Annotated in this window: 22 protein-coding genes and 2 tRNA genes; 11 read left to right on the forward strand and 13 right to left on the reverse strand. The window is 42.2% G+C overall.

The window, feature by feature from the left end; all coding sequences use genetic code 11:
• The 9 genes from ACT3RN_RS07800 to recN all read right to left on the reverse strand — a co-directional run.
• The coding region (locus ACT3RN_RS07800) for a hypothetical protein (protein WP_444518550.1) at positions 1 to 327 on the reverse strand (327 nt) is incomplete at its 3' end.
• 86 nt (positions 328 to 413) lie between these two features.
• Positions 414 to 752 carry a DUF3817 domain-containing protein gene (locus tag ACT3RN_RS07805; RefSeq protein ID WP_318779506.1) on the reverse strand — a complete coding sequence of 113 codons (339 nt, stop codon included), beginning with the start codon at positions 750 to 752 and terminating at the stop codon, positions 414 to 416.
• A gap of 45 nt (positions 753 to 797) precedes the next feature.
• Complete coding sequence (gene xerD / locus ACT3RN_RS07810; RefSeq protein ID WP_192518363.1) at positions 798 to 1,736, reverse strand: site-specific tyrosine recombinase XerD; 939 nt, start codon at positions 1,734 to 1,736, stop codon at positions 798 to 800.
• Positions 1,737 to 1,760: 24 nt separating this feature from the next.
• Entirely contained in the window at positions 1,761 to 2,954 is a 1,194-nt protein-coding gene (locus ACT3RN_RS07815) for a methyltransferase (RefSeq protein WP_192518362.1), read from the reverse strand.
• A gap of 120 nt (positions 2,955 to 3,074) precedes the next feature.
• Positions 3,075 to 3,401 (reverse strand): sulfurtransferase TusA, encoded by a 327-nt coding sequence (tusA, locus tag ACT3RN_RS07820; protein ID WP_192518361.1) that lies wholly within the window; start codon positions 3,399 to 3,401, stop codon positions 3,075 to 3,077.
• A 62-nt stretch (positions 3,402 to 3,463) separates the two neighbouring features.
• Positions 3,464 to 3,997, reverse strand: coding sequence for a hypothetical protein (locus ACT3RN_RS07825; RefSeq protein WP_192518360.1), 534 nt, complete (start codon positions 3,995 to 3,997; stop codon positions 3,464 to 3,466).
• A 250-nt stretch (positions 3,998 to 4,247) separates the two neighbouring features.
• Positions 4,248 to 4,784 carry a Holliday junction resolvase RuvX gene (ruvX, locus tag ACT3RN_RS07830; RefSeq protein ID WP_192518359.1) on the reverse strand — a complete coding sequence of 179 codons (537 nt, stop codon included), beginning with the start codon at positions 4,782 to 4,784 and terminating at the stop codon, positions 4,248 to 4,250.
• Between the two features lie 57 nt (positions 4,785 to 4,841).
• Positions 4,842 to 5,405, reverse strand: a complete 564-nt coding sequence (locus tag ACT3RN_RS07835; RefSeq protein ID WP_192518358.1) for a YqgE/AlgH family protein — start codon at positions 5,403 to 5,405, stop codon at positions 4,842 to 4,844.
• 140 nt (positions 5,406 to 5,545) lie between these two features.
• Complete coding sequence (gene recN / locus ACT3RN_RS07840) at positions 5,546 to 7,225, reverse strand: DNA repair protein RecN (protein WP_192518357.1); 1,680 nt, start codon at positions 7,223 to 7,225, stop codon at positions 5,546 to 5,548.
• Positions 7,226 to 7,889: 664 nt separating this feature from the next.
• On the opposite strand from recN, the gene ppnP reads away from it, so the two are divergent.
• Positions 7,890 to 8,225 carry a pyrimidine/purine nucleoside phosphorylase gene (gene ppnP, locus ACT3RN_RS07845; RefSeq protein ID WP_192518356.1) on the forward strand — a complete coding sequence of 112 codons (336 nt, stop codon included), beginning with the start codon at positions 7,890 to 7,892 and terminating at the stop codon, positions 8,223 to 8,225.
• A gap of 231 nt (positions 8,226 to 8,456) precedes the next feature.
• The gene (gene rlmB, locus ACT3RN_RS07850; RefSeq protein WP_192518355.1) at positions 8,457 to 9,227 is read left to right on the forward strand and encodes a 23S rRNA (guanosine(2251)-2'-O)-methyltransferase RlmB; all 771 of its coding nucleotides are present in this window, start codon (positions 8,457 to 8,459) and stop codon (positions 9,225 to 9,227) included.
• On the opposite strand, the gene coaE is transcribed toward rlmB, so the two are convergent.
• The 4 genes from coaE to pilB all read right to left on the reverse strand — a co-directional run bounded on the left by coaE (position 9,190) and on the right by pilB (position 14,060).
• On the reverse strand, positions 9,190 to 9,882 hold the full coding sequence (coaE, locus tag ACT3RN_RS07855) for a dephospho-CoA kinase (protein WP_192518354.1): 693 nt from the start codon (positions 9,880 to 9,882) through the stop codon (positions 9,190 to 9,192). The two genes, rlmB and coaE, sit on opposite strands and share 38 nt — an antisense overlap.
• Before the next feature lie 88 nt (positions 9,883 to 9,970).
• The gene (locus tag ACT3RN_RS07860) at positions 9,971 to 10,870 is read right to left on the reverse strand and encodes a prepilin peptidase (RefSeq protein WP_192518353.1); all 900 of its coding nucleotides are present in this window, start codon (positions 10,868 to 10,870) and stop codon (positions 9,971 to 9,973) included.
• Between the two features lie 25 nt (positions 10,871 to 10,895).
• Positions 10,896 to 12,119 (reverse strand): type II secretion system F family protein, encoded by a 1,224-nt coding sequence (locus ACT3RN_RS07865; RefSeq protein WP_444518551.1) that lies wholly within the window; start codon positions 12,117 to 12,119, stop codon positions 10,896 to 10,898.
• A 222-nt stretch (positions 12,120 to 12,341) separates the two neighbouring features.
• Positions 12,342 to 14,060 carry a type IV-A pilus assembly ATPase PilB gene (gene pilB / locus ACT3RN_RS07870; protein ID WP_444518552.1) on the reverse strand — a complete coding sequence of 573 codons (1,719 nt, stop codon included), beginning with the start codon at positions 14,058 to 14,060 and terminating at the stop codon, positions 12,342 to 12,344.
• A gap of 624 nt (positions 14,061 to 14,684) precedes the next feature.
• On the opposite strand from pilB, the gene tpiA reads away from it, so the two are divergent.
• The 9 genes from tpiA to truB all read left to right on the forward strand — a co-directional run bounded on the left by tpiA (position 14,685) and on the right by truB (position 23,594).
• On the forward strand, positions 14,685 to 15,473 hold the full coding sequence (tpiA, locus tag ACT3RN_RS07875) for a triose-phosphate isomerase (protein WP_444518553.1): 789 nt from the start codon (positions 14,685 to 14,687) through the stop codon (positions 15,471 to 15,473).
• Between the two features lie 168 nt (positions 15,474 to 15,641).
• On the forward strand, positions 15,642 to 15,950 hold the full coding sequence (secG, locus tag ACT3RN_RS07880) for a preprotein translocase subunit SecG (RefSeq protein ID WP_192518349.1): 309 nt from the start codon (positions 15,642 to 15,644) through the stop codon (positions 15,948 to 15,950).
• Positions 15,951 to 16,092: 142 nt separating this feature from the next.
• Positions 16,093 to 16,177, forward strand: a tRNA-Leu gene (locus tag ACT3RN_RS07885).
• A gap of 124 nt (positions 16,178 to 16,301) precedes the next feature.
• Positions 16,302 to 16,378: transfer RNA gene (locus ACT3RN_RS07890), tRNA-Met, on the forward strand.
• Between the two features lie 453 nt (positions 16,379 to 16,831).
• On the forward strand, positions 16,832 to 17,332 hold the full coding sequence (rimP, locus tag ACT3RN_RS07895) for a ribosome maturation factor RimP (protein WP_192518348.1): 501 nt from the start codon (positions 16,832 to 16,834) through the stop codon (positions 17,330 to 17,332).
• 168 nt (positions 17,333 to 17,500) lie between these two features.
• On the forward strand, positions 17,501 to 18,985 hold the full coding sequence (gene nusA / locus ACT3RN_RS07900; RefSeq protein ID WP_192518347.1) for a transcription termination factor NusA: 1,485 nt from the start codon (positions 17,501 to 17,503) through the stop codon (positions 18,983 to 18,985).
• 150 nt (positions 18,986 to 19,135) lie between these two features.
• Positions 19,136 to 21,862 (forward strand): translation initiation factor IF-2, encoded by a 2,727-nt coding sequence (infB, locus tag ACT3RN_RS07905; RefSeq protein ID WP_444518554.1) that lies wholly within the window; start codon positions 19,136 to 19,138, stop codon positions 21,860 to 21,862.
• 253 nt (positions 21,863 to 22,115) lie between these two features.
• Positions 22,116 to 22,505: a ribosome-binding factor A gene (locus ACT3RN_RS07910; protein WP_192518345.1), complete on the forward strand. Its 390-nt coding sequence runs from the start codon at positions 22,116 to 22,118 to the stop codon at positions 22,503 to 22,505.
• A 9-nt stretch (positions 22,506 to 22,514) separates the two neighbouring features.
• A complete protein-coding gene (gene truB / locus ACT3RN_RS07915; RefSeq protein WP_444518555.1) occupies positions 22,515 to 23,594 on the forward strand; it encodes a tRNA pseudouridine(55) synthase TruB in 1,080 nt (359 codons plus the stop codon).
• Positions 23,595 to 23,906 lie beyond the last annotated feature (312 nt).

Raw genomic sequence — 23,906 nt, forward strand, 5'->3', positions numbered from 1 at the left:
AGTTAGAATCCTGCTAGAAATCCAAACTCGATCTTTTTTATCAGTGAATTCCAATTTAGAAAATTGAAACTGCTTATACATCTTACCACTTTGTAGACTAGATGCTATTTGCTCTTGTTGTTCATATAAAACTTTCTGCTCAGAATAGCTAATTTCCTTCTCAACATAGAACTCTAACTGCTTGTTCTCGTTAAATTTTAGCTCGCCACATAAATTATCATAGCAGATACTATCTTTATCATTATTTAATTGATAGATTTTGCCATTAGTTATCGGCCACACAAAATTATAATTTAAAATATCTCTTATTTCTCTTACAGTCAGCATGTTTTACCCTACCTATAAGCGCGCAGGGTGAGCTAGCGGATGCGTAACTCACCAAGTCTAAAATTAACACAATCAAAAAAGATGGGTTACCCTCTCAAATGCTTCTTAAACAAGTGATCAAATATAAACGGGCCAAATGGCAAGAAAGATCCAACTACACCTGCAGGCAGTGCCCGTAGGGGCATTTTTATTTTGCTCGCTGTGATGATCAGCACTATGATATAAGCAACGAATAGTATCCCATACAATGGGCCGACATAACTCACTGCTTCAGGCATACCCAGCATATATTTTAATGGCATGGCGATACCCAGCAACAGTAGAAAAGACGTGCCTTCTAAATAACACATAATGGTTAATTTCTTGAGAGCAAAATTTTGCTTTTCAGTTAGAGTATGCAAGGGAGGTGTCTGAGCTTGCGACACTTTGTAATCCTTTTGACGATCATTAATAAATATTAAACTTCAATGCTAACCTCGCGGATGATGCTCCGCATGCAATTTCTGCAATCTCGCTGTCGCCACGTGGGTATAGATTTGCGTGGTTGATAAATCACTGTGCCCAAGTAATAACTGTACGCTACGAAGATCAGCGCCATGATTTAGCAAATGCGTGGCAAAAGCGTGGCGTAGCGTATGCGGTGACAATTCTTTATCGATACTGGCGACTTTGGCGTATTTTTTAAGCAAATACCAAAAGTTTTGCCGCGTCATATAGCCACCTTGCGCCGTTAAAAACACCGCTTGGCAATTTCCTGATTTCAAATGAGCAATCAAGTCTCCACGAGCATGAGACAGATAATCTTCCAATGCATCCGCTGCATATTCGCCGAGGGGCACCAGTCGCGTTTTATTGCCTTTACCCGTGATTTGTAGCCAACCTGAGTTTAGATTCACTTGTTCTAATGAGAGATTAATCAATTCACTCACACGCAGACCGCAGGCATATAGCACCTCTAGCATGGCTTTATCACGGAGTCCTAGCGCAGTGCTAGTATCAGGCGAGGCAAGTAGATTATCGACATCCGCCTCAGCCAAATCTTTCGGTAGTGGTCGTCCGAGCTTTGGGCTTTTGACACGTTCGCAAGGGTTGTCTTCACGCAGATTACTGGCAATCATCCATAGATAAAACTGACGCAAGCTTGAGAGCATGCGTGCTTGGGTACGTGGGGTTTTGCCTTCTTGAGTAAGGCTTGATAAGCAGTGCAGCACGTCATCAGGCTGCCAGCGAGTCAAGGCAACAGGATTGGTCAGCTCGCAGGCACGCAGGTCGCGGACATATGCATTACGAGTACGTGTGGCAAGCCCTCGCGCCAGCATGGCTTGACGAAACTCTGTCATATAACTGGGTTCGTCATCTACTGCCAGCGCCTTAGGTTGGCGCTGTTGCACGGCACGATCACGGCTCATAATTCAATACTCGACGGTTGACTGTTAGATAAGCGTTAAACACCATAACGAGGTGACTTCAGCACTGCGCGCGACATGCAGAGGGTCGCTATCATCTTGACTACGACCATGCTTAGGTTGGGTGTCCAGACGATATTTTACTGACAATCCAGCATCGGCAAACAAGCTCAATAATTCATCACGAGTGCGCAGTTGCAGGTGCTCAGCTAAGTCCGACATGATCAACCATAGCTGTCCATGCTCAGCTAAGTGCTGTTTAGCACCTTGTAACACGCCGCGTAGCATCGCGCTCTTGGCATCATAGACAGCATACTCAAGAGATGAGCTTGGCTTAGCAGGTAACCAAGGCGGATTACAGACAATCAGATTGGCGAGTGGTGCGTCAGTCGGATACAGATCCGCTTGCTGTAACTGTACGGCAGTTAGTTCTAAGCGTGTAAAGTTCTCGTTGGCACAGGCCAAAGCACGTGGATTTAAATCTGTTGCGATTACTTGTGGAACACCGCGCTGCGCTAAGATGATCGCCAGTAAGCCCGTTCCAGTACCGATATCATAGGCGACATCACAGGTGTCTGGTAGCGCCGCATCGAGTAATAGCTGTACATACTCATGACGAGTTGGTGCAAAGACACCATAATGCGGAAAAATGGATAACCCTAAGCTGTCTATCGGGACGCCTTTTTCGCGCCATCCTGCTGCGCCAAGTGCGCCTTGCAAGTCACGAAACGACAGTACACAAGATGTGTCCATCGCTGTATCTAATGGGCCAAAAGCGGCTGTACAGGCGGCGCTGACATCAGGTGCGCGGCGTAGTTGGCTGACATAATTGGCATCGAGCTCTAGTAGCAGGCGGCTCAATATACGTGAGCGCTGGGCTTGCAGTTGGCGCTGCTGATGAAATAAGTTGGGAATGCCTTGAACACTTGCCGCATTAGGTTTATTTGCAGCTTTTTTCATTTTACGTAGCTCAGAGCGTTCGTTCGTACGATCTATACGGCGACCGAGCGCCTGTAATAACTGGCGTGCATTATGAAAGTCACCGCGCCATAGCAGTGATGTACCCTCGCAAGCTAAGCGGTAAGCATCATCTGCGGTCGTTGTATCATCGACCAACACAATGCGCGCAGGTGGCATATGATTGCTTTCAGACAACCAAACAGCATTATGTAGAGTCTCGTTTTCTTGCCACTGTACATACTGCTTTTCTGTTTGTAACACGTAATAGCCTACCTTTTGTGAAAGATACTTTGCTTAGAGTGCAAAGATATCTTTATATTGTTTATTGCGCTGTCAATGTTCTGCTGTGATCAATGCTTTACTGTGGTCAATCGAGTACATTTAAGCACTTTTTTTCTTAACCAGATAGCGATAAAGCGTCACACTCATAGGTGCGGTATTATCGCTATCAATGGTTATTTCATCAGGATCGACATTTAAATTCACATTTTCCGCGAGCGTTTCTTGAGTCAACAGTTCATGACCTAGATGACGACAGAAATTAGGGATATCGCGTGTCGTAGCAGGGTCGGTGGCTAGTATTTCGATCACCTCGCCACTGTCTGCTTTGCGTATGACTCGATGTAGCATCATCACAGGCTCAGGGCAAATAAGCCCTTGCGTGTCTAGATGATGGTTAATAGAGGTATCTGTTGTTGAAGTTGTCATAATTATACTTAATTAATCTAAAAATTTAATAATGGATAATTTGTTTACGCGCCTGTCAGGAGTCAGGACGTACTTTCTGAGTTTTCTACACTATCTGTCTCTAGCACTTCGTCTGTCTCTAGCGCTTCATCAGTATCAGGCAAGTCAGCCACTTCTAAAAAGTTAAAAAACCGCTTGAAACTCACTTTGAATAAAAAAGCCACACCCAACCAACAGGACAACCCCAACCATGCAGTGTCAGCGAATAATAACCCACCAATCAATATGATGGTCGATACACCGATACTCATAGCAATCATCGACGGCTGGTTTAAGCGATAGCGATAAACGACTAGAGCATCATACAGGGTAATAGGAATCGTGAGCGCAACCAAAGCATAGGGCAGGTTATAAAATAACTGATAAAGCAATTGATTGTCATGAAAGGCTTTAATACTAGCAATGGTGCCAAAGACCATAAACGCAAAGATAGCAGCATAAATGAGATAAATCGCTATTTGGTTTGCTCGTTGTGCGCCTTTGATGCGAGCGATGGCAAGCGGAGCAAAACCATGTTGCGATTTATTTTGCGTGGATTGGTCTGAAACAATAGTCATAATAATCAGTCATTTATCCGTTTAGATGATATAGTCAATCCACTATAAAAGAGTTACAGCGTTAACCTCACTTGAAGTATTATATATACATCTACGCTCGGTTTCCTTGTAACGCTTTCAAATTGGATTAACTATATAGCAGAAATGGGCAGTATTCGAGTAGCAAGCTGATTGCTTAGCCAAACTGATTGCTTAGCCAAACTGATTGCTTAGCCAAACTGATTGCTTAGCTAAACTGATAATTGTTAAGCTAATCGGCTTTGATTGCATCAATGGCGATACTGCTAGTTGGATCAGCAAAATACGTCGACATTAGGATACAGGCAGAGATATCATCAATCGGGTCGCGCTCATGTTGAATCCAGCCATTTTCCCACGCTATTTCACGCGCGGCAACTGAGGTTAAGCGCTCATCACAGAGTGTGACGACTACTGGCAGGTGCTGTTCCATGACTCTGTGCGCTAGACGACGGGCGAATTTGTGCGCGCGCTTAGACAACATTGAGCTGCTACCATCCATATTAAGTGGTAGACCGACGACCACTTTTGAGACCCCCCACACTTTGACAATACCCAGTAGATTGTCCCAATCTGGTTGACCATTATTCATCGCTAAAATATCAAAGGCACGCGCTGTCTCGGTAATGGTATTGCCAAGTGCCATGCCCATTTTTTTGACGCCATAGTCTAAGGCTAAAACAAGGTGCGGCTTAACGGTCGCTTCAGCAATGCCCGTCTCAGTCTCTATTGAATTGATGCTATCTGTTATAAGGGTGCTATCTGCCATAGTAACGGATGTATCCTATTTGGGTTTTTTATTTCTACGTTTATAGAATATATGAGGTTAAGCGTGACCGATATCACTGCTTAGGTAGTCAAAATTGATCCCGATTTTATCAGCGGCTATTTGCCAGCGCTCTTCAAATGGCGTATTGAATAATAAATTTAAGTCAGCAGGGCAAACCAACCAATCGCCATTATTCAATTCTTGCTCTAACTGCTTCTTACCCCAACTGGCATGACCCAAGCACAGCTGATAGTGACCGACGCCTTGACCTGCGGCGATACGTTTCAGAATATCTTGACTGGTAGTAATGCAGACGTTTTCTGATATCGCAAAAGAAGACGCCCATTCTGGCTGACCTGTATGCAAAACAAAGCCAACTTCCGGGTACATAGGTCCACCTTCTAACGCCACATCTTCCATCACTTGAGGGTTAGTGACTTCAATACTGAGGTCTTCCAACAGCTTACCCACTCGTGATTGTTCCAACGGACGATTGACCATCAGACCGAGTGCACCATGCTTATCATGACGACAAATATAGATTAGCGCCTGCTCAAACCTTGGGTCTGACAACTCTGGCGCTGCGATTAAGAAATGGTGAGTCAAATTGGCTTTAGACATAGAAACAAATGAAACCTAACGATAAAGGTGAAAGACCACTATATGGCGATAGCGAGCAAAAAATCAACTAAAGCAAATATTTAGCCATTATGAGACGTTAGTGAGTGATACTAATAATATTAGTGACGAGCCACCACCTGTTACTTCACATCTGTTAATAAGCTGCGGGCATGGTCACGGGTAACATCAGTGATGGTCACACCGCCCGACATACGTGCCAGCTCATCGACTTGGGCGTTGTCTGTCAAAATCAGCAGCTCACTTTGGGTTTGTTCATTATGATGCTTTTGTACCAATATATGTTGATGTGCTTGCGCGGCTACTTGTGCTTGATGGGTGATGGCCAATAACTGTTGCGTACGGCCCAGCTCGCGTAACAGCTCGCCAACCACTTGCGCGGTGCCACCACTGATACCGACATCGACTTCATCAAATACCAGCATTGGCTTGGCCGCGTTATTGTCCGCATTGGTGGCTTGTAGTACTTGCATGACCAGTGCCATCCGCGACAGCTCGCCACCTGACGCAATTTTGTGTAGCGGCTGCATCGGCATACCGACATTGGCGCTAAATAACAAGTCAATATCAAAGCAGCCTTGGGCATTATATTGGCTAGGATCTGATTTTTCGGTAAAGACAAACTCGCAGCGAGCATTGGGTAGCGCAAGCGGTTGTAGTTGTTTTATTAGCTGTTTAGTGATGACGGGCGCTGCTTTTGAGCGTTCTTTATTTAGCTTAGTGGCTAGCGTTAAATATTCTTGCCAAGCTTGCTCAATTTGGATAGCCATGACATCGCTGCTAGGTTCATTTTCTAACTGCTCCAATTGCGCTTGCCAGTCTTTTGCTTCATCGATTAAATCGCTAGCTGGGAGGCTATGCTTACGGGATAGGCGATGACCCAAGCTGATAAGACTGTCTAATGTCTGTAAGCGTTCAGGATCAGGTAGCTGCTGCTCAGCGTAGTCTGATAGTAATCCTGTCACTTCAGTGATTTGCTGTTGTGCTAAATGCAGCTGTTCAGACGCTTGTTCAAAGGTCTGGCTCACGCCCACTTGATTGTCGCAGAGTTTGATTGCTTGTCCTAATAAGGTCATGACATCCGGCTCATCGGTATCATTATCGAGTAGATGTAAGCCATGACTGGCCTCTTGCATCAACGATTCTATATTAGACAGTTCTTCGTGCTCTGCTTCAATTTCCGCGTAATCAACTTCTAATAACGGTGCGATATCGGCGAGTTGGCTTTGTAACAGCTCAATGCGATCTTGGCGCTGGGCTTCACGACTGGCTATGTCATCAGCACGGCGCTTGAGCGTTTGATAATGCTGATAGCTACTGGTAGTTTGTGCTGCTAATGGAGTGACTTGCGCCATTTCATCGAGCCATTGCACGACGAATTGTGGTTTGAGTAAGGCTTGCTGAGCATGTTGACTATGGATATTGACGAGTAACGCACCCAATGTCTTTAGCTCAGCCAGGCTGACTGGCGACCCATTTAACCATGCTTTTGAGCGACCGTTATTACTAAGCTGACGGCGAATCAATACTTCTGGCTCTTCTAGCGCTCTATCATTTTTAGCGAACCAATCAGCAATGACGGTATTGTTTACTACATCAAATTGCGCATAAATATCTGCATGTGCAGCACCATGTCTGACCATTGCGCTGTCGGCCCGCTCGCCTACGCATAACGATAATGCATCCAATAATAGCGACTTGCCCGCACCTGTCTCACCAGTGATGACATTGAAGCCCTCAGCCATACTTAGCTCGTGCTGAGCAATCAACGCAAACTGATGTAAAGTTAATGATACTAGCATCAACGCCTCTCATGATAGACAATAAAACTGACCTATAAAGCTGGACAGTTATATCTAAAATCGGATGAATAAGAAAAAACTATTTGGTTAATATTACCAAGGTGGTCGGCAAATATTATGGTGTTAAATGCAGCTAAATACAAATCTTAATGGTAGTGAATACAATAAATTTAGAAAGAGATATCATCATAAAATTTATAAAAACTAGTGGTTAATCTTCATCATAGCATGGCTAATATTAACCATAAATTGAATAAGTTAGCCAAATAGAAACCAGCCATTATCATCAAAAAATTAGCAGTCAAGAAGTTTAAAACTAGCTATCAGCCAAAATTTTCCTAATCGCTTTAACAAACTTTATAGATATAATGTGGTAGCATAATCTCACATAATGATAAACTCTTACTATTAAGTTTTATGCTTTATGTTACCTGACAATGAGTCACAATACCTTCAAATGAAGCAAGTATAGTGCTAGCGTCAGGCAGGTCGGTCATTAGGCCAATTCGTCTTTGTAAAGTCTGTTCCTATAGTTAGAGTATAGGTTCGAACTTCAAAAAGGTAGAAACTAGAGTGCATACTTCCAAGGATATACATTTTAGTTATACTTAACTCAGTTACTTATTTTTTAGTTTTGCAATAATTATTTGATAAGGAAGCCACTATGACAGCGGCGCAATTTACTAACGTAACAGTTAATGCCCAAGCAACGGTATCGTATGATGGTCGTTGTTCTAGCCATACTATTATGTTCGAAGATGGTCGACATAAGACATTGGGTGTGATTTTACCTTGTGATAATTTGGTCGAGCACTATCACTTTAGCACTAATACCTCCGAACGTATCGAAATCACTAGCGGCGAATGCGAAGTCAAAACCAATGGTGAAGAAGAGTTCAGCTACTACCGTGCAGGTCAATCATTTGTCGTTGAGGGTAATAGTGGTTTTAATTTACGAACAGAAGAAATTGTGCAATATGTTTGTCACTTAGAAGGCTAATTTGGTTGGTAAGACAGTTGGTTGAGCTTAGTGCTCTTAACACGCTATTTGCTAATCACCCAAAAGAAATAAACGATATCTGATGGGTATTGTTTATTTCTTTTTTTAATGCTTTAACCCTTTTAACCCCAATGCCTTGCTACAATTATATCTCTAATTGATTTTTTTTGTTTTATCGCATCAGGCGTTAACTATCTTATAAACAACCACTTAATAATCAGTAGGCCTATTATGGCAAAACCTATTTATTTCTATGGTATTCATGCGATTGATGCTTTGCTCGAATATCGCCCGCTCGATGGACTTAGCTTATTTGTACAGCAAGGGCGAGAGACTGACAGTCATGTACAAGCGATAATGGCAGCGGCAAAAGATAATGGTATCAGCATCCAACCGACGCAAAAAGACAAGCTGACGCAATTGTGTGGTAGTCCACAACACCAAGGCGTGGTACTAAATGCTCGTCCACTAGGCTTCGCTAGCGAAGGTTTGCTTGATACTATTGTTGGACGTGAGCAGTGCTTGTTATTAGTCTTAGATCAAATTACAGACGCACATAATTTTGGTGCTTGCTTGCGTACTGCCGTAGCGATGGGTGTGGATGCAGTGGTATGTCCAAAGCATCATGCTGCTAGCTTGACACCGACCGTGGCCAAAGTATCAGTAGGTGCTGCGGAGATGATGCCTATCATTAATGTCACCAATCTGGCACGCACGCTGTCACAAATCAAAAGCGCAGGTGTGTTCGTGTTTGGCACGGCTTTAAATGCAGATGCGAAACCGATACATGCTGCAGACCTAACTGGTAAGACGGCAGTCATTATGGGTTCAGAAGGAGAAGGGATGCGCCGCCTGACAATGGAGAGCTGTGATGAGCTGGTTTATATTCCAATGTCTGGCAACGAGCATGGCAACTTGCAAAGCCTAAATGTGAGTGTTGCTACTGGTATGGCGTTATACGAAGTCAATCGGCAGCGAACTTTAGCTGCTGGGCCAGTATAAGATACTCTTGATGTAAGGGCTCTAGCTGTGAATATAGAGCCGCAAGGTCACTTTCGTTTAACACCACATCATCAGCATGACGATTACGCTCTTCGCGGCTCAGTTGGTTAACCATAATGGCTTTAATTTTTTGTACACTTTGCTCATCACGCTGACTGGCACGTAACAGCTGTGTGTCTTCGGTAGCATCCATCACTAAAATGCGTTGGCATAGATTAGCGAGCCCTGCCTCGGCAGCTTCGATGAGTAGGGGTGCTGATAAAACCACATAAGGTGAGGTGCTAGCTGCCAACTGGGCTTTGGCTGTTTCACGTATCGCTGGATGAGTGATTGACTCTAACTCAATCAATGCTTCAGGATAGGTGAATACGTGCGTTCTTACGGCAGCTCGATCCATCGTTCCATCACCATTCAACACCCAGTCCCCGAACTTCTTTTGGATTTTTTGTAGGGTTGAGCTGCCTTTGGCAACAATGTCATGGGCAATTACATCGGCATCAATAATATCAATACCTTGTTCAGAAAACCAAGCGCTAGCAGCAGACTTGCCACTTCCGATACCACCCGTCAAACCAACTACTAAGGCCTTTCTGTTGGTTTTTTGGCTTTGTGGTAGGTGTGAATAAGATGAAGAGGCAATCGTGTGTGTGGACATAATAATGACTTATTTGGTTAATATAATAAAGATGGTTATAAATAGAAAACTGACGGTTTGTAGCAATAACTTAGTTAAGAGTACATGGTTAAGGATACATGCCTAGGTACCAGTTGACGATTTCTGAGCCATACAACAAAGCAATGATACCCGCAATCGCAATGTAAGGGCCAAAGGCGAAAGGCTTACTCTCACCCTGCTGTCTCATTAGGATAATCCCAACCACTGACCCTAGCAATGATGACAATAGAATAATCAATGGCAGCATCATGGGTCCAAGCCAAGCACCCAGTACAGCTAACAACTTAAAATCTCCCTGCCCCATACCGTGTTTCTTCGTAATAAGATAAAACACCTTCACCACTATCCATAATGATAAAAACCCAAGCAGCAGTCCCCAAATTGACTGTGTTGGCGAGACAAACCAGCTTTGTGAGTTCACTGCTAACCCCAAACCTGCTAGTGGAAACGTTAGGCGGTCGGGTAGTAGCTGAGTATCAAAATCAATGCCTGTTAACGCAATAAGCGTCCATACTAAAATCAACGCTGACAACCCAGCGGCATTAACTCCAAATTGATAAATGACGAGTATTGATAGTAGCGCAGTGACCAGTTCAACGATAGGATAACGTAGGCCAATAGCTGCTTTACAGTCTGAGCAACGTCCACGTAATACTAACCAACTTATTAGGGGTATGTTTTCATACCACTTTATTTTATGAGCACAATGAGGACAACGTGAGGCAGGTCGACTCAAAGTGATAGGCTGGTCAGCAGCGACGATAGTGGTTAAGGGCTGAGTATGTTCTTGCGGCATGTCTACTTGTTCAGACATAAACTGGCTACATTCTTGTCGCCAACTATAGATCATCATGAGTGGTGTACGGTGAATCACCACGTTTAAAAAGCTGCCAACACAAAGACCTAATAGCCCAAATACGACTAAAGCCATAGTCGTATTGTCTTGCAGTAACTGTATAAATTGCATGAAATAGCAGTCCTTGAATTCGCTTTTAACCTACCACAGCGCCCATTTGGAAAATTGGTAAGTACATGGCAATGACTAAACCACCAATTAATACTCCTAATACTGACATGATTAAGGGCTCCATTAAACTGGTCAGTCCATCTACAGCATTATCCACTTCGTTTTCATAATAAACAGCCACTTTGTCCAGCATATCTTCTAAGCTACCAGACTCTTCACCGATACCGACCATTTGAATGGCTAGACTTGGGAAAAGGTTGGTTGAGCGTATGGAGAATTGCAATTGCTGACCAGTGGAGACGTCATTTTTAATTTGTTGAGTGGCGTTATAAAACACAACATTGTTGGTAGCGCCAGCAGTAGAGTCAAGCGCATCAATAAGGGGTACACCAGCGGCAAAAGTAGTCGATAACGTACGAGCAAAACGAGCGATAATCGCTTGATAAGCAATATTGCCAAATATTGGTGCTTTCAATGTGGCGCGATCTAAAAAATCACGGAATTTTTTAGATTTTTTCTTAGCTTCTGAGAAACCAATGATGGCACCGCCAATAAGAATGATAAGTATAAACCACCATTCCTGCATCCATTCTGACATACCTACCACCATTTGGGTAAAGGCTGGTAGTTCTGCGCCAAAAGATTCAAATAATCCGGAAAACACAGGTACAACTTTAACCAAAAGAATAATGGTAACAATAATAGCGACTACAATTACCGCAATCGGATACTTCATGGCTTTTTTAATCTTAGCCTTTAACAGCTCACTTTTTTCTTTGTAAGTTGCCACCCTTTCAAGCATGGTTTCAAGAGAACCTGATTGCTCACCAGAATCAACAAGGGAGCAAAAAAGATCATCAAAGTAGCGTGGATGGTTGCGTAAGGCAGAAGCAAAGGTGCCACCTGCTTCGATATCTGATTTTATTTGCAAGACCAAGTCTTTCATACTAGGATTGTCAAGTGAATCGGCGACAATCTCAAAAGATTGTGTCAGCGGCACACCTGCTTTCATCATCGTTGCTAGCTGCCGAGCAAAAATAGCAATATCGATGGGTTTAATAGATTTTTTGAAGGTGTAGAGGGGCTTGGGCTTTTTCTTAATGCCTTTGACAGAAATACCTTGTTTACGCAAAGTCGCTTTTGCTAGCTCTAAACTGCGACTGGTGGTTTCTCCTTTTACTTTTTGTCCGCGTCGGTTTACCCCGTCGTAGACAAAGTCTAACAGCATGTCGGTCTTCGCTTTTGCCATGTTACTACCCTCAAATATTGTCTAATATAGATCTTGCAAAGATGTATAACGATGCCTGACTCATTATTGCAAAGCGGCATACTTTATTTTAACGTAAAAAGCCAGTATATATCTGTTTTATATTTAAGTATATCTAGTACGAAATATTGCTGGTTTATAAAAATATAAATATTTAGTGAATAGCTATGAAAAATAACGGTGTTGGTACTCTTTTAAGAATGGTTACTCAGAGGTCACACGCATCATTTCTTGAATACTAGTGACGCCTTGTAACACCTTTAAAATACCAGAGCGGCGTAAGTCTCGGAAGCCATTCTTGATGGCTGCATCCTTGATATCTATCGCATTACCATCTTCCATAATAATTCGTGAAATATCTGGACTCACTTTCATTACTTCATAGACACCCACACGACCTTTGTAACCTTCACGGCATTCATTACAACCTACGGGCTCATAAATAACGTTGTCTGGATCATCTAAGTCGACTTCAGTAAAACCAAGTTCAAGTAGGCTTTGTCGAGGAATATTAATAGGTTTTTTACAGTTTTTACACAAACGACGTGCCAAACGTTGGGCAATGACTAAATTGACTGAGGTTGCGATGTTAAAAGAAGCCACACCCATATTACGTAAACGTGTCAGCGTTTCAGGGGCTGAATTGGTGTGTAAGGTTGACAGTACCATATGGCCTGTTTGTGCTGCCTTAATCGCAATTTCAGCAGTTTCAAGATCTCGAATCTCACCAACCATCACAATATCGGGATCTTGACGTAAAAAAGACTTAAGGGCATTGGCAAAGGTGAGGCCTACCTTGGAGTTAACATTGACCTGATTGATGCCTTCTAGGTTAATTTCGACCGGGTCTTCAGCGGTTGAAATATTGGTTTCTCCAGTATTTAAGATATTAATACCTGTATAGAGTGATACTGTTTTACCAGAACCAGTCGGTCCAGTAATCAGTAACATTCCTTGAGGTTTATGCAATGCTTCCAAGAACATTTCTTTCTGATCCGGTTCATAACCCAATGCTTCAATGCCAAGCATGGCTGATGAAGGATCCAAAATACGTAGGACGATTTTTTCACCAAATAAGGTTGGTAATGAGTTTACCCGAAAATCAATCGCTTTATTTTTAGAAAGCTTAAGCTTAATACGTCCATCCTGCGGTATACGGCGTTCTGAAATGTCCATTTGTGACATGACTTTTAAGCGCGCAGCAATTTTCCCCGCTAGCTGTACTGGAGGACTGGCCATTTTTTGCATCACACCATCGACACGAAACCTTACTCGATACGTTTTTTCATACGGTTCAAAATGTAAGTCAGAAGCCCCCATGCGAATAGCATCAACCAACATTTTATTAACAAACTTTACAACGGGTGCTTCGTCAACGTTATCGGTTAGTTTGGTTTCACCATCACTGTCCTCATCTTCTTCACCCTCTTCAAACCCAACGTTCAAGTCGCCATCTGAGAAACTGTCAAAATCTTGCATCGCATCGGCATAAAGGCTTTCAATACGTTTTTTTAGCTTATCTTCTTCGACGACGATGGTTTCAATAGATAGACGAGAATTAAAGGCAATGGCATCAATTGCATCGACACGAGTGGGGTCGCTGAGTGCAACAAATAAACGTTGCCCTCGTTTAAATAATGGCAAGGCATTAAATTTACGAACAATTTTTTCATCCACCAAGTCTTTTGGAACGACATCAGTATTTAAAACATCAAGATCAAAGAGAGGATCACCAAAAGCTTGTGACAGCATCTTAGCAAGATGATAGGCATCAGCCAATTTATTATCTACTAGGTAAGGTACTAAGCCTATTTGCTGCTGCTGTGACTCAGTCTGCGCGACTTTCATGTTCGCTTCGCTAACGATACCATCACTGATGAGCTGATGGGCTAAACCGCCATATTTGTTAGATGTGATAGACATTACGACCTCTCCTTAATACTAAGTATGCTTTATTTTTTTGAAAACTATATACTATTTATAGTCTTTAATAGACATATTTTATCAATCATCGATAGTCTTTGTGCTGTTACTAATGAAAGTATAGTCAGAGCACTGCTACAGCGATATTCATCCCTATCACTAAACGTACTACTTATAGGAATTATAGTCGGCGGCCTTGCACCCTTTTGGGGACGAGCCTTAGATTTCCTTTAACTATAAATAAAAAATGCCTTTACAGGAGGTTTAATAAATAGTTGCTTCTAATAGCCTATGTTACCGTTGATTTAGTGTACTAGATTACTGACAATGTTTTAGGTGAAGACCTTATTATAGAGCTTTAGTTTAGGACATGTTGAACATTTGACCAGTAATACTGATAATGACTATCTATGAATGTTTAACACACTAGTTGCAAAAAGTTATATAGACCATTAAGTAGCCAACAGGTAAACAGTTACAGCTTATAATAATGTCAGTTGCGTTTGTATTTTAAAAGTCTATTTTTTGGTGGCGTTAGGATACTATAGCACTTGAGAATTATTTGTTATACTGCCACGCACATTAGCCGAATTGGCAGGAATACATGAGACAAGGTAGATGAGTATGCAAGCTTGGGTAATAGGTAATTGGAAACAGAATCCAGCAACAAGTCGCGATGTCGATACATTATTAGAGGATTTGTTGACGACGATATATGCTGATACAAAATTTTCAAGCAATTGCTGCAACTTAATGGTGGCACCAAGCGATATTCATTTGGCAGCAGTTAGTGCTCGTTTGAAAGATACGTCTGTGCTGTGTAGCGCACAAGATATTAGTGCTCATAGTGCAACTATCGGTGCATATACTGGTGATTGCTCCGCACAACAAGTGGTTGATGCTGGTGCAACATGGACGATACTTGGTCACTCTGAGCGCCGTCAGTATCATCAAGAATCTCAAGAATGCTTATTGCAAAAAATGACTCACGCATTTACACAAAACTTGGGTGTAGTATTCTGTATTGGTGAAACTCAGACACAGTATGATGCGAAACAAACGCTTGACGTCATTGATACTCAGCTATCAGTCATTAAAGATTTACTGAATCAACAACCAGATATTGCCGTTTCATTAGCAGAGCGTCTAATCATTGCCTATGAGCCCGTTTGGGCGATTGGTACTGGTAAAGTACCTACTGTGGATGAGGTTAGTAAAACCCATCAGCATATAAAACAAACGGTTGCAGGCTTTGCTGACAACTTGGAAGAAATGACGGTTTTATATGGCGGTAGTGTCAATGCTGATAATGCGGATAGTTTTGCTTTAGACTCAATGATTGATGGTGCATTAGTTGGTGGCGCCTCATTAAAAGCAGAGAGTTTCCTAGCGATTGCCAAAGCTTTTAGCTAAGCTAATACTGAGTTAAAAAAGTAGGTTTAACAGTACCCTTGCAATCGTGTACAATGCGCCTTATTTATATAATCGATTTAGCGTCATGACACGCTGATTGTTATTTTTATTAAACTTAAGATTTATTTTTCCGTTATCCGTCGTCATTACGCGGCAAAAGAGGCCACCATGTTTACGTTTATATTAGCCCTGCATATTATCGTGGCGATTGCTATGATCGGCTTGATTTTGATACAGCATGGCAAAGGGGCAGATGCTGGAGCTTCTTTTGGTGCTGGCTCATCAGGTACGGTGTTTGGTGCGGCAGGAACTGCCAACTTTTTAACGCGTGCGACCGCTGTTTTAACAGTGATATTTTTTATCACTAGTATGACGTTAGCTGTGCATGCACGTAAGCAAGCCGAAGATCAGTTTCGTTTAGATGCGCCAGTTTCAGCACCACAGACACCGCGCCCATTGACTCAAGATTCTCATTAAATATCTTTTGAGCGTGTAGCTCTTGCTATTTTGATACGTTAGATTTACAATGCTTTTCTGTTTTTACGAGTCTTTATCTATCGGTGCCTACCTTAAGCATCTATTACAGTAGATGAGATATTGAAAACACAGTAGTAAAAATGCGATTGTGGTGGAATTGGTAGACACGCCATCTTGAGGGGGTGGTGGCGCAAGCTGTGGGGGTTCAAGTCCCCCCAATCGCACCAATTTTTAATACGCAGCACAGCGTAAGGTTTTGTTTTATAGTTATCGATTGCTTTATTTGAATTTATTTTAAAATAAACATTGACACTTATATGAAACCTCTATAGAATGTGCGTTCTAGATTGATGCGGGGTGGAGCAGTCTGGTAGCTCGTCGGGCTCATAACCCGAAGGTCGTTGGTTCAAATCCAGCCCCCGCTACCACTTTTTATACTGATGTTTTGTACACTAGATTTGTCAGTAACTATTAGCCCACCATTATGCTTGTGGGTTTTTTTGTATCTGACTATCAGTGTTATCGCGCGCGCTATCCTACTTATGTTAAGCTCTAGTTCTATAGAGTACGCTGCCATTTATTGTAGCTTGTCGTTACTCAGCATTCATAGAGTGATGTTTCCTAAGCATACTATCTCTTATTCCTTATTCTTTTATTGATAGTACTGCTTTATGAATAATAAAAGCATTATCCGGCTGAGCTTGATATTTTTAAACTTATATAAATAAATGAGATACATAATAGTACACTTGTGATATTAAACAATATTATGATGGTGTCATCCACTACATGACGGTTTACACCAAATAAGAGATAACAGACAAATTCAATACGGTTTATTAAGTACGATAGATACGTGAATAGGAAGATATAAATAGATTATGAAGCTTTCGACCAAAGTTGCAGAACTGACTAATATTATTGCCCCTGCAGTCGCCGCTTGTGATGTGGCGCTATGGGGTATAGAATTCGCGCCACAGGGACGCCGTTCTTTGCTACGCATTTATATTGAAGCGTTGCCAGAAGAGCAAGCTCAAGATAAGCAGGTAACCATTGAAGACTGTGCTGCAGTAAATCATCAAGTAAGTGGCATTCTTGAAGTACATGATCCAATTGCTGGTGAGTATATTTTAGAAGTGTCTTCACCAGGGTTTGATCGTGCTTTCTTCTCAGATGAGCAGATGCATGGGTATGTCGGTCAGACAGTTAGCTTACGTTTGATACAAGCTATTGGTAATGGTGACCAAAAACGTCGTAAAGTGACAGGTACTCTAGACAGTATTAATGAAACTTCTTTACAGTTGACGGCCGCTGATAGTGAGCAGTTTGAGATTGCATTGAGTAACATAGATAAAGCTAATTTAATTTATGAAGATGCTTAACAGATTAGAACGTTTACTTTATAAATATGTTTAGTTTGATGTCACCGGCAGCTTATAACAAATCGAGATTTAAATATCCATACAGCGTAAATCTTACGGTGGACATATAATATTAATACTCAAATTATAAAATTTAAGTCAATTAAAAAATGATAGGACAGGTATAGCATGAGTCGTGAAATCTTAACGGTAGTAGAAACTGTCAGTAATGAAAAGGGCTTAAATCCTGAAGATATCTTTGAAGCCATAGAAGACGCTCTAGTGGTATCTACCAAGAAAAAAGTATACACCGAACAGCCAGAAGTGGCCGTACGGGTAGCTATTGATCGTGCAACTGGCGATTACGATACTTATCGTTACTGGACCGTGGTTGCAGATGAAGACCATGAGATGCCTGCTTGCCAGCTAGCGATTACTGATCTGGACCAAGAAGAGTGGTCAATTGGTGATGTAAAAGAAGAGCAGATCGAATCGATTGAGTTCGGTCGTATTGCTGCCACGCAAGCCAAACAGGTCATTATCCAAAAGATTCGTGAAGCTGAGCGAGCGCTTGTTGCTGATGCTTTTGAGCCACGCATTGGTGAAATGATGTATGGCGAAGTCAAAAAACAAACACGTGATGGTTATATTATCGATTTGGGTGACAATGCCGAAGGTTACTTGTCACGTGATCAAATGCTTCCGCGTGAGCAGCTACGTGCAAAGTCACGTATTAATGCCATCCTATATCATGTAAACCGTGAAAACCGCGGCGCCCAGTTACTACTCTCTCGTACTCATCCTGAAATGCTATCGGCATTGATGCAAAAAGAAGTACCTGAGATCGCTGAACAAATTATTGAGATTCGCAATGTCGCGCGCTTACCAGGTACTCGTGCTAAAATAGCAGTTAAGACCAATGATCATCGTATTGATCCAGTCGGTGCTTGTATCGGCATGCGTGGTACTCGTATCCAGGCAGTACAACAAGAGCTTGATGGTGAGCGTATCGATGTCGTGGTTTGGTCAGACGATCCAGCCCAATTTATCATCAGTTCTCTAGAGCCAGCTGACGTTAGTAGTATTATTTTAGATGAAGATACTCAGACTGCTGATATCATCTTTAGTACCAATGACCAATTAGCACGTGCTATTGGCTCACAAGGCCAGAACGTACGTTTAGCCTCTGAACTAACAGGCTACAAGCTTAATATGATGCTAGAAGAAGAGTATCAGCAGCGTCAACAAAACGAATCTAAAGCGTTTATTGAACTATTCTATGAACGTTTAGAAGTGGATAAAGACTTAGCTCAAGCGCTTGTCGATATTGGTTTCACCAGTATCGAAGAAGTGGCTTACGTACCAGTTGAAACTTTTTATGACATCGAAGGTCTAGACGATGAAGCGATTGAGATGATTCAAGAGCGTGCTAAAGAAGTAGTCATTGCTGATGAGCTAGTCAAACAACAGAACATGAAAGAGCCAAGTCAAGAGCTACAAGATCTTGAAGGTATGACAGTCAGCTGGGCTTATAAAATGGCACAGAAAGATATTATTACCGTTGATGATTTGGCAGAACAAGCAGTCTTCGATCTAGAAGATATCGAAGGTTTAGACTCTGAAACCGCAGGAAAACTCATCATGAAAGCTCGGGAATCTTGGTTCAATGAATAAGCGGTAACTGCATATCGCTGTCTTTTGGTGATATGCTATCGATATAAAGTGCTGGTATGAATGTAATACAAATACCAGCCTTAACCCAATCATTTGTAGCCAACAACTGAATTGAACATATAGCAAATAATAGACAGTAGGTGATAATAAATGGCAGATAAGACCGTCAAAGAACTGGCAGATATGGTAGGCAAAACTACAAGTGCTGTAAAACAGCAACTGGTAGATGCTGGACTACCTGCTCGTGCAGAGGATGACCTAGTCTCAGAAGTTGAGCAAGAGAAGTTGGTGACGTATTTAAAGCAAAGTCATGGTCAGCAAGAAAAGCGTCGTATTAGTCTTAAGTCTAAAACGACTAGCACTGCTCGTGTGACTGGCTCTTCAGGTAAATCTAAGAGCGTTAATGTTGAAGTACGTAAAAAGAAGGTCTTTGAAAAGCCTGATCCTGAAAAAATGGCTGAAGAATTGGCTGCGCGTGAGCAAGCGATGATTGAGTCGCAGGAACGTGCTGCTAAAGACGCTGAAGAGCGTGCTGCTACTAAGAAAAAGGCAGAAGAACGTCAAGCGGCGACCTTAGCTGCGATGCGTGCAAGTTTGGGTTCTGGCAAAAAATCAGACGATAGAAATGACGATATCTCAACGTCAGTCGTTGTGAAAAAAGGTGGCAAGGCAGCTGTTGAAGTCAAGCCTAAAGACCAACCGAAGAAAAAAGTCGCTGCAACCAAACCAAAAGTTGAAACGGCAACTGAGCGTAAAGCTCGTGAGGCTCGTGAAAAAGAAGAAGCTCGTCTACGCGAAATCGAGACTGAAACACGTCGTGTGCAGGCTGAAGAAGCACAGAAGCGTACACTTGAGCAAATGCGTAAAATGGCTGGTAAATATACAGATCGTGAGCCTGTTACTGAAGTTCGCAAAGATGAACCGTTGGCAGAAGGTTTGGTCGGTGATGCACTAGAAGAGTCATTCGAAAAAGAGCGTCGTGAAATCAAGCGTGGTGCAAACAGCACTGGTGCACGTGGCCGTCGTCGCAAGAATCAAGATGAGCGTGAATTTAAAAACCGTAAAAACGGATTGCGTTCAAGTCAATCAGGGCAGCATAAATTTGAAAAACCGGTTGAGAAAATCGTTTATGACGTTGAGATTAGTGAGCATATCACTGTAGCAGATCTTGCTCAGCGTATGGCAGTCAAAGCCCGAGAAGTGACTAAATTACTGATGAAAATGGGTGAGATAGCACGCGAGTCAGACACCATTGATCAAGCGACAGCAAGTTTGCTGGTTGAAGAAATGGGTCACAACCCAGTACCTGTCAGTGATACAAAAGTTGAAGATGACTTGCAAGATGCGGTCGATGAGCGCAGCAGCAATGTGCAAACACGTCCACCAGTCGTGACTATTATGGGTCACGTCGATCATGGTAAAACATCATTACTGGATAAAATTCGTGAAACAAAAGTAGCAACTGGTGAAGCGGGTGGTATTACTCAGCATATTGGTGCTTACCATGTTAAAACGGAACGTGGTGTCATTACATTCCTAGATACTCCAGGTCACGCAGCATTTAGCGCGATGCGTTCACGTGGTGCTCAGGCAACGGATATCGTTGTACTAGTAGTGGCAGCTGATGATGGTATGATGCCACAAACAGCAGAAGCGATTGATCATGCTCGCGCTGCTGGTACGCCAATTATCGTCGCTATCAACAAAATGGATAAGCCAAGTGCTGATCCTGACCGTGTTCTTAATGAGTTGACCACAAAAGAAGTGGTATCAGAAGAATGGGGTGGTGATACACCAATGGCACGTATCTCAGCCAAAACAGGCGAAGGTATTGATGATCTATTGGATTTTATTAGCTTACAAGCTGAGCTGATGGAATTAGAAGCACCATTAGACGGTGCTGCACAAGGTGTTGTCATTGAATCTAGACTAGAAAAAGGTCGTGGTCCAGTTGTCAGTGTCTTAGTGAAAAAAGGTACATTGAAGCAAGGTGATTTGATCTTAGCCGGTGAACATTATGGTAAGGTCCGTGCACTGACAGATGAGAATGGTCAGCGTATCAAATCAGCGGGTCCTTCTATCCCTGTAGAAATCTTAGGTTTACCTGAAACACCTGCCGCTGGTAGTGAGTTCTTAGTCGTAACTGATGAGAAAAAAGCACGTGAAGTGGCTGACTTTAGAGCCAACCGTGAGCGTGAGCGTCAACTTGAACGTCAAAATGCTATGCGTTTAGAGAGTATGTTCGATCAGATGGAACAAGGTGATGTGTCATTCTTGAACATCGTATTGAAAACGGATGTACGTGGTTCGCTTGAAGCATTACTTGCTGCTCTAAACGAGCTATCAACTGATGAAGTTAAAGTCAGAGTGATTAGTTCAGGTGTTGGTCCTATCTCTGAGTCTGATGTCACGCTTGCAGAGTCTAGTGAGGCAGTACTATTAGGCTTCAACGTTCGTGCAGATGCGACCGCACGCCGTAAAGCAGATACGGCTAACATGGATATTCGCTACTATAGTGTTATCTATGGCCTAATCGATGATGTGAAATCAGCCATGAGTGGTATGTTAGCTCCTGAACATCGTGAGAAAATTCTTGGTGTTGCAGAGGTTCGTGAAGTATTCCGCTCTAGTAAGTTTGGTGCAGCTGCTGGTTGTATGGTGGTTGAAGGTACAATTTATCGCAACAAACCTATCCGCGTATTGCGTGATGACCAAGTTATCTTTACAGGTCAGTTGCAATCATTGCGTCGCTACAAAGAAGACGTTAATGAAGTACGTACTGGTATGGAATGTGGCCTAGCGGTACGTGGTTACGATGTCGAAGCTGGTGATAAGATCGAAGTCTTTGAAATTCAAGAATTCGCACGTACTATTTAACGTTCAGGTACTATCTAACGTTATTGTCTGATAGTGAGGTATATAACCATGCAACGTGCTTAACGGGCTGTGCATCTTAATACCTCTTCACTATCAAGCTTTACTTAGGCCTAACAGGTACACCCTGCTAGGCCTTTTTTGACAAGTATTAATCTCTAAGTTTTTTAAAAGATATGTATTAAGGTCTGTTGAATATTCAAATATTAAGACTGCTAATCAATAAAAATAAGCCATATCAAATTAAGGTAATAAAATGAACCAACGTTTACAACGCTTAGCCGATCAAATACAGCGTGAGCTTGCTGTTCTTATCCGCGATGCAGTTAATGATCCTCGCCTGACTGGTTTTGTCACTATCTCTAGTGTCAAAGTTAGCCCGGATTTAGGATATGCCGACGTCTATGTCACCATTATGGAGCCTGAGCTCAATGATGCCATGACCAAAACTAATCATGAAGAAAGTATTAAAGTGCTTAACAAAGCTGCGGGTTTCTTACGTACTGAACTAAGCCATAGTTTAAAAACACGTACGACACCGCGCTTGCGTTTTCATTATGATGAAGTGACAGCTCGCGGTAATTATATGATGGATTTGATTAATCAGGCCGTCACTAAGACCGAAAAAAATGAGAATGATGAGTAAGTACCTACTATGCCCATATCAGCCAAACCTGCCGATAAAACACAAGCAAAAGTGAAAGTATCTGGTGTTATCTTAGTAGATAAGCCTAAAGGTATGACTTCACAGCAAGTGGTGTCAAAAGTAAAATATCTGTTCAAATCACCGATGCATGACAGCAAAAAAGCTGGGCATACTGGCACGCTTGATCCTATGGCCACAGGTCTATTACCTATTTGTATGGGTGAGGCGACGAAATTTAGTCATTATCAGCTTGATGCAGATAAATCTTACCAAGCGACTATTTTACTCGGTGGTCGGACTGATACTGGCGATGCAGAGGGCAAAATCGTTGAGCAAGCAGCTATTCCAATCCTCAATGCTACGTTGCTAGAGCAAGTTGCTAAGCAGTTCTCAGGGGCTCAGCAGCAAATACCACCCATGTACTCAGCACTAAAAAAAGACGGCAAAAAACTCTATGAATACGCTCGAGCTGGCATCGAAGTAGAGCGGGCACCGAGAGATATTGTGATCAAAGCGCTTGACTTAAAAGCGCTTGATCATGAGCAAATCCAATTGACAGTGACTTGTACCAAAGGTACTTATGTACGAGTGCTCGGTGAAGATCTTGCCAAAGCGCTAGGTACATTGGGACATCTGACTGCATTGCGACGTACGCAAGTTGGTGATTTTGACATTGACAATGCGATTGTTTTGTCAGAATTAGAAGCACTATCGCTAGATAGCAGACAAGAGCAGCTGATGTCAGTGGATGCTTGCATCAATATTGACGCTGAAATGATACTAACGACTGAACAATGTACTCGTATACATATGGGTCAACGTTTAAATGTGTTTGAACAGCTGACAGACCATATTAGGGATTACATCACCAATAATATTGATATCCTGGCATCAAACAACGATGACGTGGCTGTTGGTCAGGAAGTTGTTTCTAGGACAGATGATAGCGATCAGTCTACCGATACGAAGCCGTTGATACATGAAATACCGGTAGATATTCGCTTGATAAATGAAAAGGGTCAGTTCTTAGGTTTAGGTGCAGTCAGTCTAAATGGTCGGTTACAGCCTAAAAAACTGATTCAGTGTTAGTTTTATTCTTGTTAAATAAGTCAGGATAAAGCCTTTTTGGCTTACTAACAGTTTACACTAATCACATATCATCACATTTTATTGCAGGTTTCGCCTATGGTGGAACCTGCTTTTTTTGTATGCTAGATTTATCAGATAGGGAATGCTGAGTTAAAAAACAAAACGGACAAATATTATAAAAGTAAAAATAATTATAAAAGCTAAATGCTAAAACAATAAATAATTAAAATTAAAGGCTTGTGTAAAAAGGACGCATACCAACAGAAATAAAATAGGTCAAAGGATGATTGACTACCAAATAATAATAAAATT

This window comes from Psychrobacter sp. AOP5-GZ1-6, assembly GCF_052376345.1.
GTDB lineage: Bacteria > Pseudomonadota > Gammaproteobacteria > Pseudomonadales > Moraxellaceae > Psychrobacter.